The 10,121-nt window shown below is 57.3% G+C and carries 10 protein-coding genes and 1 tRNA gene; 4 read left to right on the top strand and 7 right to left on the bottom strand.

The annotated features are described in order from the left end of the window. Window positions 1-601, bottom strand: a 601-nt coding sequence (locus K5905_RS18515; protein WP_297586480.1) for a sulfatase-like hydrolase/transferase, incomplete at its 3' end; no start/stop codon positions are given. Between the two features lie 109 nt (window positions 602-710). On the opposite strand from K5905_RS18515, the gene K5905_RS18510 reads away from it, so the two are divergent. Beyond that, window positions 711-1,604: a LysR family transcriptional regulator gene (locus K5905_RS18510; RefSeq protein ID WP_297586479.1), complete on the top strand. Its 894-nt coding sequence runs from the start codon at window positions 711-713 to the stop codon at window positions 1,602-1,604. Window positions 1,605-1,646: 42 nt separating this feature from the next. Here K5905_RS18510 and K5905_RS18505 read toward each other — a convergent pair whose 3' ends face one another. From K5905_RS18505 to aroA, 5 genes are all read right to left on the bottom strand, one after another. Beyond that, entirely contained in the window at window positions 1,647-2,522 is an 876-nt protein-coding gene (locus tag K5905_RS18505; RefSeq protein WP_297586478.1) for a DMT family transporter, read from the bottom strand. A gap of 95 nt (window positions 2,523-2,617) precedes the next feature. Next, complete coding sequence (locus K5905_RS18500) at window positions 2,618-3,664, bottom strand: DUF3616 domain-containing protein (RefSeq protein WP_297586476.1); 1,047 nt, start codon at window positions 3,662-3,664, stop codon at window positions 2,618-2,620. Between the two features lie 183 nt (window positions 3,665-3,847). After that, on the bottom strand, window positions 3,848-5,545 hold the full coding sequence (gene rpsA / locus K5905_RS18495; RefSeq protein ID WP_297586474.1) for a 30S ribosomal protein S1: 1,698 nt from the start codon (window positions 5,543-5,545) through the stop codon (window positions 3,848-3,850). A gap of 272 nt (window positions 5,546-5,817) precedes the next feature. Continuing rightward, complete coding sequence (gene cmk / locus K5905_RS18490; protein ID WP_297586472.1) at window positions 5,818-6,444, bottom strand: (d)CMP kinase; 627 nt, start codon at window positions 6,442-6,444, stop codon at window positions 5,818-5,820. Next, the gene (gene aroA, locus K5905_RS18485) at window positions 6,441-7,796 is read right to left on the bottom strand and encodes a 3-phosphoshikimate 1-carboxyvinyltransferase (RefSeq protein ID WP_297586470.1); all 1,356 of its coding nucleotides are present in this window, start codon (window positions 7,794-7,796) and stop codon (window positions 6,441-6,443) included. Before aroA ends, cmk begins: the two co-directional genes overlap by 4 nt. A 221-nt stretch (window positions 7,797-8,017) precedes the next feature. Between aroA and K5905_RS18480 the strand changes: the two genes are divergently transcribed. Together K5905_RS18480 and K5905_RS18475 are read left to right on the top strand one after the other, a co-directional pair. Next, entirely contained in the window at window positions 8,018-8,407 is a 390-nt protein-coding gene (locus K5905_RS18480) for a TIGR02300 family protein (RefSeq protein ID WP_297586469.1), read from the top strand. 152 nt (window positions 8,408-8,559) lie between these two features. Beyond that, window positions 8,560-8,635 (top strand) — tRNA-Ala (locus K5905_RS18475). A 130-nt stretch (window positions 8,636-8,765) separates the two neighbouring features. Here K5905_RS18475 and K5905_RS18470 read toward each other — a convergent pair. Further along, window positions 8,766-9,404: a VOC family protein gene (locus K5905_RS18470; protein WP_297586467.1), complete on the bottom strand. Its 639-nt coding sequence runs from the start codon at window positions 9,402-9,404 to the stop codon at window positions 8,766-8,768. 257 nt (window positions 9,405-9,661) lie between these two features. Between K5905_RS18470 and K5905_RS18465 the strand changes: the two genes are divergently transcribed. Continuing rightward, a partial coding sequence (locus K5905_RS18465; RefSeq protein WP_297586465.1) for a DUF808 family protein occupies window positions 9,662-10,121 on the top strand: 460 nt, incomplete at its 3' end.

Here is a 10,121-nt window from a genome sequence, read left to right as displayed (position 1 = left end):
CATCTGCGTTCAACTCCAGAAACTCGAAGGCGGATGCGAAGCACTTGGCGGTTGGAAAATCGGCTTCTTCCTTCAGGAAATCATGCGTGATCGCGGCTCGGGATCTCTTCCATGCGGCTCTGTCCGTGTTGCCTCTGGTCACGGTGCCGTCTGAGAGATTTTCCAGCGGATAGTGACGGGGATCGAATTTCTGCCGATATCTTTCAACCGGCGGTGAAGCCAGAGCCTTCAGAGCGTCATATTCCTGACCGCGGATAAAGTCCCAGCTGTCGAAGGAGTTGGCATAGCCCCAGCCGCCATCTTCAAAGTAATGGAGGTGGTCGGAAATCAGGTGCGAATAGACGCCCGCGCCACTCAGAATTTTCGCAAAGGATTCATCAAACGGCTCAAGCGGCCCCCAGTGCCGGTGCATGAAATTGAGCCGGCCCGTATGCATGTCCCGGCGGGCGGGCATGCATGGAAGACTGCCGACATAGTGTTTGTCGAATGTCACGGCACGCCGGGCAAACCGGTCGAAATTGGGTGTCTTTACCGCCACACCGCCATATGCGCCGAGCGCCAGGCGATTGAGCGAATCAAACAACACGAAAACCGTCCGCATTGCCCCTCCCAAAGCTTTCTTGATTGACGAACATTCTGCACATTGATTGATATCAGGTATTCTGTAAAATCGATTTATTGATAGTTATCATTCAAAAAAAGAATGCTAGATGGACAAGAATCTCAAGGCGTTTCTGGCTGTTGCCCGGCACCAGTCTCTCACGGCTGCTTGCGGTGAGCTGGCTCTCACCCAGCCCTCCGTCACCAAGCGCATCGCAAATCTGGAACATCAGGTCGGCGCGGATCTGTTTGACCGCGACCGGCGCGGCATGAAACTGACGGCTGCCGGGAAAGTGTTCTTCAGGCGGGCTGAGCGGATCGAGGACGAATACCGGCAATGCCTGGAGGAGGTGTCGACGATAACCACAGCTGGAATGCCGGTTTTGAGAGTGGGGGCGGGGCCCGTTTTTCACCTGAACTGTGTTGCCCGGTTGTTCGCGGCGTTGATAAAACAGTTTCCGGCGTTGAAACTGGAAGTGAAAACGGACACCGGGCACGACATAGCACAGCCGCTAAGTGCCGGTGAACTCGATATTTATTTGGGTATCATTCCGAAAGAACAAGTGGATGAGGCGATACTTGTAAAGTACATCACCAGTGTGGAGCACGGCATCGTTGTCCGGTCCGACGATCCGAATGCGCAAAACGCGGTTATCGATCCGTCGAAACTGAAGGGATATCGCTGGGTCAGTTTTGTGGTCGATCCCGAAACGGAGCGTCGTATTCAGGAATATTGCGCTCCTGAGGGTGCCGTAGAGTCTATGATCGATATTCGCACCACGTCCTTCGCGACTGGGCTTCAATTGGTGAAGGAGGGCGGCTTTGTCATGTCGGCTCCTCTTCAACTCGCCAACCGCATTGAAAGCGAGGGGTTGAGGATCCGTCCGACCGTTCATGGCATGCCGCGCAGAGACGCAGGGGTTTATGTGCGCAAGAGTTCTCTCGGGTACAACGCGATCCAGGCCGTCCTGTCCTATTTCGAAACCGAAGACCTGGATTTTTGATTCAAGGCTACGTCCTGTAATGCAGGTTTTACCGACAACGCTTTAGCTGCGTGCAGTTCCGGCGGGCAGACCGCGTCGTGCCGCCAGAGAGCCAAGACCGGAAAAGGCAATCAGCATCAGTCCGAACATGGCGACATCGTCCGGCCAGTCTCCAAAGACAAGAATGCCGAGTACGGTTGCGGCGACCAGCTTGCTGTAGACAAGCGGTGCCACGAGACTGGCATCTGCCATCTTGTTTGCCACGACAAGAAGATAGTTGCCGGCCGCCGACCCGAGTGCGCTGAGAACAATCAGCGCCCAGAAGCTTGTGCTTTGCTCAGGCATGCCAAAGCTGAGACCGAATGGTGCCAGCAACACGGAACCAATCAGAAGCTGCGACATCAGGAGCAGGCTTGGCCGCATGGCTCCCGCCAGCAGCTTGGTCATGAAGAGATAGCAACCGTAACAGACACCGGCCAGAACCGCGAAAAGGATGCCGGCCGACGCTCCAAAACCGGGCTTGACCACCAAAAGCACGCCGACAAATCCCAGGATCAACAGGACCGAGTGTATCCGGGACGGTCTTTCGGACAGGAAAATGACGGCGAGAACGTAGGAGATGATCGGCCCGACAAAGAAGGCACCGAAGACATTGGCGATGGGTTCGGTCTTGAGTGCCGTCAGGATGAAGCAGATCGCACAGGTGATGAACACCGCGCGCAGGATCACGCGCCAATCCCTGTAGGCGAGAAGTTCCGGCAGCTTGATCCGGGCAAGCGGCCACAGGGCAAGTGCCCCGATCACGAACCTGGAGAAGGCGACGATGAACGGATTGACCCCACCTGCGGTCAGCAGTTTGCCGCAGGTGTCCCCCATCACGATCAGGGTCACGGCGCAAAAGACAGTGCCTGCAATCCGGCACAGTTCGAAGGCTGGCATTGGGAAACCGTTTGGAGAGAGAGTCAGGACGTTGACCTGATTGTTTTGAAAAAGGGATAGAACGCAAGCCCGGAATTCGGTTTTTCAGACCTCACCTATTTTTCGATGGTGAATTCGACCGGCGCGCCGTTCTTTTCTCCATCGAACAGGACAAGCACGCGAAAGATATCCGAAGTGTCTTCAAGCACCAGCAGTGTTTCTGCGCTCGCGTTTACATCAACGCCTGGAAGAGTTCCCAATGGTTCAGCGGCATCGCCCTGCTTGCCGCTCCAGAACCAGATGGAAGGCGAGGGAGACGGGGGTGTGCGCTTTTCGCCGCAGGTGAGTTTCTGGTCACCTCTGCGGTCGTCACTTCGACCTGACAGGATCAGAAATCCGTCCCTGACCGCAGTCAGGTCCCGTATGCCGACATTGTCGCCGAGCTCCAGCTTCGTGGTTCTTGAGGTCGGTGCCTCGGTCTTGAACAACTGATCGATCGGGACGTGAAGAATGAGGGCCTGGCCGGAGACGCAAGGGCTTCGCAAACCGAAAAGCAACTCCCGACCCTGGATCGAAAGACCTTCGATTGTGACACCGTTGCGATCCAGCTTCTTGTCGGCAAGCGGTGCCAGATCCGGATTATCCTTGATCGTCTGACGCAACAGTGTCGTCATGGAAATCTCCGGAGCCGGTTTCTTGTCGTCGAATTCAAAGGTCGGAAGGCCGGTTTGCGCATCGACGGGAACTCGAAACAGGACATAGCGCGATTGCTGGAATTCGCCGCTTCGGGAAAGGCCATGCGATCCGGTGATGAAAAAGGAAGCAGATCTGCCGCTTTCATCCGGAGGAATAAACACGACACCTTCCGCATCGATCTCTTTCGTTTTCTCACCGTCGATTTTCCCGGGAAGCAATCGGATCACCTGGCCGGGTGTGATGTGCCGATCGGAAAGCGTAAAAAACTGCGCGTATTTCTTTTCGTCATTCACTGCCAGACAGTGGCCCGGTGCAGGCGCGCAGGCTGCGCCGCTGATCGATTCCCTGGCTTTGTCACTCTTTTCGAAATCCGGTTTCACGCGCCAGATTTCAGGCGAGCGCACAATTTCCGCTGAGGCCGGAGCGCCTGAAAGAGCGACCAGAAAGGCAAGGATGATCGGGCGCATGAATTGTCTCCGGAATGGCAATCAGCCCCGAGCTTATCATGCTGCATGGCCGGCGTGGGAGTATTTCCACCCGGTGCTAGTTACCTGTCTGACAGCTTCGAACTAATTTGAAGCGGACAAACAAAAAGCCCGGCATTGCTGCCGGGCTTTTCGCGTTCTGGTCTCTTTGGATGAGACAAAAACTTAGTCGTCGGACTGCTGCTTCAGAGCAGCACCCAGGATATCGCCGAGAGACGCGCCGGAGTCGGAAGAACCGTACTGTGCGACAGCTTCCTTCTCTTCTGCGATTTCCAGCGCCTTGATCGACGCGGAAACCCGGCGGGTCTTCTTGTCGAACTGGGTGATGCGGGCATCGAACTTGTCGCCAACGGAGTATTTCTCCGGACGCTGGTCTTCGCGGTCGCGGGACAGGTCCGCACGACGAACGAAGGCGGTCAGGTCGCTGTCCGCGATCTTGACGTCCAGGCCGCTGTCTTTGACTTCGATGACTTCACAGGTCACGACGGAGTTCTTGCGGATTTCGCCGCCGGCACCGGTTTCCATCGGATCGCCGGTGAGCTGCTTGATGCCGAGAGAGATACGCTCTTTCTCAACGTCAACATCCAGAACGACGGCCTTGACCATGTCGCCCTTCTTGTACTCTTCGATGACCTGTTCGCCCGGACGGTTCCAGTCGAGGTCGGAAAGGTGAACCATGCCGTCCACGTCGCCGTCGAGGCCGATGAACAGGCCGAATTCGGTCTTGTTCTTGACTTCGCCTTCAACGTTGGTGCCGACCGGGAACTGTTCAGCAAAGGCATCCCACGGGTTCTGCAGGGTCTGCTTGAGGCCCAGGGAGATGCGGCGCTTGACCGGATCGACTTCCAGGATCATCACTTCGACTTCCTGAGAAGTGGAAACGATCTTGCCCGGATGCACGTTCTTCTTGGTCCAGGACATTTCGGACACGTGGATCAGGCCTTCGATGCCCGGCTCCAGCTCAACAAATGCACCATAGTCGGTGATGTTGGTCACGCGGCCGGAGAACTTGGCTTCGATCGGGTATTTGGCTTCGATGCCATCCCACGGATCGGTTTCAAGCTGCTTCATGCCGAGGCTGATGCGATGCGTGTCCTGGTTGACGCGGATAATCTGCACCTTGACGGTCTGGCCGATGGTGAGAACTTCCGACGGATGGTTGATGCGGCGCCACGCGATGTCGGTGACGTGCAGCAGGCCATCGATGCCGCCGAGGTCGACGAACGCACCGTAGTCGGTGATGTTCTTGACCACACCTTCCACGGTATGACCTTCTTCCAGGCTCTGAACCAGCTCGGAACGCTGTTCCGCACGGGTCTCTTCCAGAACAACACGGCGGGAAACAACAATGTTGCCGCGGCGCTTGTCCATTTTCAGGATCTGGAACGGCTGAGGCGTGTGCATCAGCGGGGTCACATCGCGAACCGGGCGGATGTCCACCTGGGAACGCGGCAGGAAGGCAACAGCGCCATCCAGGTCGACGGTGAAACCGCCCTTGACCTGGTTGAAGATCTGGCCGTTGACTTTTTCGTTGGCTTCGAAAGCGACTTCCAGGCGAACCCAGCTCTCTTCGCGGCGCGCTTTTTCGCGCGACAGAACGGCTTCACCGAGTGCGTTTTCAACGCGCTCCAGGTAAACCTCGACTTCGGTGCCGACACCCATTTCGCCGTCGCGGCCCTTGGCGCCGAATTCCTTCAGCGGCACGCGGCCTTCAACCTTCAGACCGACGTCGATAACAGCCAGGTCTTTTTCGATCGCGACAACGGTGCCTTTGACAACAGCACCTTCATAGAGGTCGTTCTGGACGAAGGACTCTTCGAGAAGAGCCGCAAAATCCTCGGTAGAGGGATTAAAATCAGTCATTTATTCTCCTAGCGCCAGTTGGCGCGCCGCCGGCGGGTTAGTGTTGCACTCCGGACGGTCCGTTTCCCGGGATCGCGTTTGCGCTGATCCTGCCGCTTTAACAAGCGGGCCGGCGGGGGCAGGAGACGGAAAATCCGGTCTCGTCACAGGACGCGAGATAAGCAGCGTCCTGCCGAAATTACATGTCGTTCTATCAAGAACTGCTGACCATTTGGCCTGGTGTTCCGGATGCACGAACAGGGGCACACCGCAAGGCGAGCCCCGTGATCATCTTAAGCATCCTTGACGCGGGACACGATATCCACGGCCGCCTGGAACGCCGTCTCTATATCCATTTCTGTCGTATCAAGCAAGACCGCATCTTCCGCTTGTTTCATCGGGGCCACGGTCCGTTGGCTGTCACGCTCGTCCCGGCGCTTCAGATCTTCCAGAACTGAAGCATAATTTGCATCAATTCCCTTGGAGATCATTTCATCTGTTCTGCGCCGCGCCCTGGCCTCAGCCGATGCCGTCACAAACAGTTTGACGGTCGCATCCGGGCAGACGACGGTGCCGATGTCGCGGCCATCCAGCACCGTGCCCGGAGGTGTCTCGGCAAACCTGCGCTGCAACTGGACAAGCTCCTCGCGCAGACCGCCAAGCACTGCGATCCTCGAGGCGGCCTCGCCGATTTCATGGGCCGAGAGCACGGACTTGTCCATCTGTGCGAGGTCGAGATTGTGAGCGATCTCGATTGCGATGGCTTCGTCCCCCAGCGGCAGTCCCTTGGCAAGCAGGGCGGCCGCGACCGCACGGAAGGTCAGGCCTGTGTCGAGATGATGCAGTCCGAAATGGTCCGCCAGCCGGCGTGAGAGGGTCCCTTTGCCGGATGCTGCCGGTCCATCAATTGCAATGATCATGCGGCCTCGCTGGCGCTTGAAGAAAATTTTGCGCCCAGTCCCTCGAACAGCGACGTGAAGGTCGGGAAGCTTGTTGCAATGACCGCGCCGTCATCCACGGTCACCGGCTTGTGGGCAGCCATGCCCAGAACCAGGAACGACATGGCAATGCGGTGGTCGAGATGTGTGGTTACCGTTCCACCGCCGATCTCGGTTGCCCCGCCGGTCACGGTCAGGGTGTCTTCGGTTTCCACGCAAGGGATGCCGTTGGCTTCCAGCCCGCGGGCAACAGCGGCAAGGCGATCGGATTCCTTGACGCGCAATTCATCCAGACCCGGCATGAAAGTGTCACCTTCGGCAAAGGCGGCGGCAACGGCCAAAACCGGATACTCGTCGATCATCGACGGCGCACGTTCCGCCGGAACGGTGATGCCCTTGAGCCGGCTGGCCTTCACTTTCAGGTCGCCGACTTCTTCCCCGCCGGTTTCGCGGCGATTGGCGATTTCAATATCGCCGCCCATTTCAATCAGAGTGGTGATCAGACCGGTTCGGTGTTCATTCAGGAGCACATTCTCGATGGTAATGTCGGAACCCGGGACGATCAGCGCAGCCACCAGCGGAAAACCGGCTGAGGATGGATCCCCCGGCACGTCGATATCCTGTGGCTTCAGCTCCGGCTGACCCTTGAGCTTGATGACGCGTTCCCCGGCTTCGTTCAGCGAAACGGAAATTTCCGCGCCAAAGCCTTTCAGCATCTTTTCCGTGTGATCCCGGGTCGGGATCGGCTCGATGACCGTTGTTTCCCCCGGCGCGTTGAGGCCGGCCAGCAGAACGGCGGACTTCACTTGCGCGGAAGGCATCGGTACCCGATAGCTGATTGGCAAGGCCTGTTCGGCACCGCGGATGGAGGCCGGCAGACGGTCGCCGTCGCGTGCGATGACATTGGTGCCCATCTCACGCAGTGGATTAAGAACCCGGCCCATCGGTCGGCTCGACAGGGAAGCGTCGCCGACAAAGGTCGCAGCGATATTGTGGCTGCCGAAGATACCCATGGTCAGGCGGACGCCTGTGCCGGCATTGCCGAAATCGATGACGTGTTCGGGCTCCAGCAGGCCGCCGAGGCCGATTCCGTCGACCGTGTAGGAACCATCGGCGTGTTTTTCGATCTTGGCACCAACGGCGCGCATGGCCTCGCCCGTGGCCAGAACGTCTTCGGATTCAAGCAAGCCTTTGACGGTCGTGCGGCCAACGGCCAACGCACCGAACATCAAGGATCTGTGGGAAATCGATTTATCGCCGGGCACGCGGATCGTGCCGGTCAGTGGGCTGCCCATGCTCGAAGTCAGTGGAGTAGGCGCAGAATTGTGTGACATTTTCAATGTCCGGAACTTAGGAGTTTGCAAAAGGTGTCACGTCCTATCATGTGGATGCGCCGTCGTCATCTCTTCAAGCGCTTGAATTTTGGTGCGCAACGTGCAGAACAATGGGACGAACAATTATTTTGATCCGATTTGTCTTTGACAGGGGCAGAACTTGAGGTTATGGGGCGGCCCACGATTTTAAGTCAGCCTGATAAGAATGAAGGGTAAGCACAGTGGCAAAACCTGAACTTGGCACCAAGCGGCTGTGCCCGAGCTGCGGCGCTAAATATTACGACCTCAACCGGGAACCGATCACCTGCCCGAAATGCGGCACCATCTTCGAAGCCGTAATGGTTTCTCGCGCAGCGAAGGCAGCCAAGCCTGAAGAAACTTCCGACGACGACGATGATGATGATGTTGATGCAGCAGCTCCGGAAATCGTGACCCTGGAAGAGGCCGACGCCGAAGCAGAAGGCGGCGACGATGTTCCGGATCTGGAAGGCGACGATGTCGACATCGATGACGACAGTTCCGATGACGACGTTTTCCTCGAGGACGAGGATGAAGACGAGGACAAGGTTCCTGGTATCCGCGTCGAAATAGAAGACGACAGCGAAAGCTAAGCATTTGATCAGGCAGAGATTTTTCTCTGCCTGAGCTTTTCCACAAAGGTTGGAAAAAAACCTGCTATTTTCTGCTTGATCTTGTGAGGCGGTGTGACTATGTTCCGCCTCCATCAGCGCCGGAGACCCATACCGGCCGTGAAATGGAATAAGGGGCCATAGCTCAGCTGGGAGAGCGCTTCGCTGGCAGCGAAGAGGTCAGGGGTTCGATTCCCCTTGGCTCCACCATTTCCTCTTTTTGCAAGATTTCCTCCTGAAACCTTACAATTTGCAATAACGGCTTCTTCAGGCAGATCCCGTTTGCGCGTTGTGGCATTGTTCAGCCTTTGAAGGCGTGTCATTGGGAAAATCCACTTAATCACGTCAGTACCTTCACCCCCGCCGGTGTTTCAATCTCCGCCCGATAGCGAAGCTCCGGGCCTTGAACCACCACCGGTGGACGCTCGATCGCAAGCTCCCGGTAGAGCGCGTCGATAGCAGCAGGACCCGGGTGTTCGAGGGTTAATGAGCGCAGGGTTGCGCCCATGTCGGGGATTTCGGCAAACGAGGTTGGAGCGCCGCGATGGTCGATCAGGGACGGAAGGGCGCCGTCAAGCGGCAGTGAGCCATCCTTGGGGATGGAAAAGCCGAATTCGGGATTTGAAAAGGGCAGGGACACCTCTTCACCAAAGAGAGGAGCGTGAGCGGTCAGGACGTTTTTCAAGGTGTTTGTTCTGGCGACCCAGCCCCGAAGGCGCCGGCCTTCGTCCCAGTCTTTTATGACGGTTTCCCGGTTATCAAGACCAAACCAGCGCGCCCGGTCGGGCGCGGTGCCATCAGGGTCGAGGGCGACAATTTCCAGATAGACCCTGTGCCCCAGTTGAAGTCGGTGATTGTGGGTGCCCATATAGATGTGGCGTGTGCCGAAGGGAACGTCCAGATCCAGACAGTCCTGCACATGTGCCGCACCTTCGGCCAGCGTTGGGGCAATCACCGTGATGTGGTCAAGCTTGAGCATGTTTGAACTCCGTGGCGTCCCAAGATGTTGCAGGATCTGCAGTTGGATCGGCTTTCCGAAAAAGCGCAGGTGAGTAACGCTCGGCTGTGGATGCCCGGCGTAATCCTGTTGAGGGATGAGCCTGTGCCTGAAACTATAGGCGTTGAGAGGGGCGAAGAGACCGGAACCGGTTTCGAGCGGTTTTCGCGTATTTGGACTGTCGCAAAAACACAGTATGGTCGCTCCCCAAAGTGTACAGGACTTGTTCAGGAACGGCCATGAGCGGATTGCTTGCCCTACTCGATGACGTTGCAGCGATTGCCAAAGTGGCTGCCGCCTCGGTGGATGATGTCATCGGGCAGGCCGCGAAGGCCGGGTCCAAGGCCGCCGGCGCAGTGATCGACGATGCGGCGGTGACACCGAAATACGTCACTGGCTTCAGCCCCGCCCGCGAACTGCCGATTGTCTGGCGTATTGCCAAGGGATCGCTGAAGAACAAGCTGATATTCCTGTTGCCGATCGGCATGCTGTTAAACACTTTCGCCCCCTGGACGATCACGCCGTTGCTCATGCTGGGCGGTGCTTACCTGTGCTTTGAAGGGGCGGAAAAGATCCATCACCTTTTTGCTCACAAACATGGTGACACCGACAAACCGGAAGACCTGGCCGTGGACGCGGTTCATTTGGAAGAGCAGAAAGTGTCCGGTGCCATCAAGACCGACTTCATTCTGTCGGCCG

It is taken from the genome of Roseibium sp., assembly GCF_025698965.1.
Classification (GTDB): Bacteria; Pseudomonadota; Alphaproteobacteria; order Rhizobiales; family Stappiaceae; genus Roseibium.
This window is presented reverse-complemented; position numbering and strand designations above follow the sequence as displayed.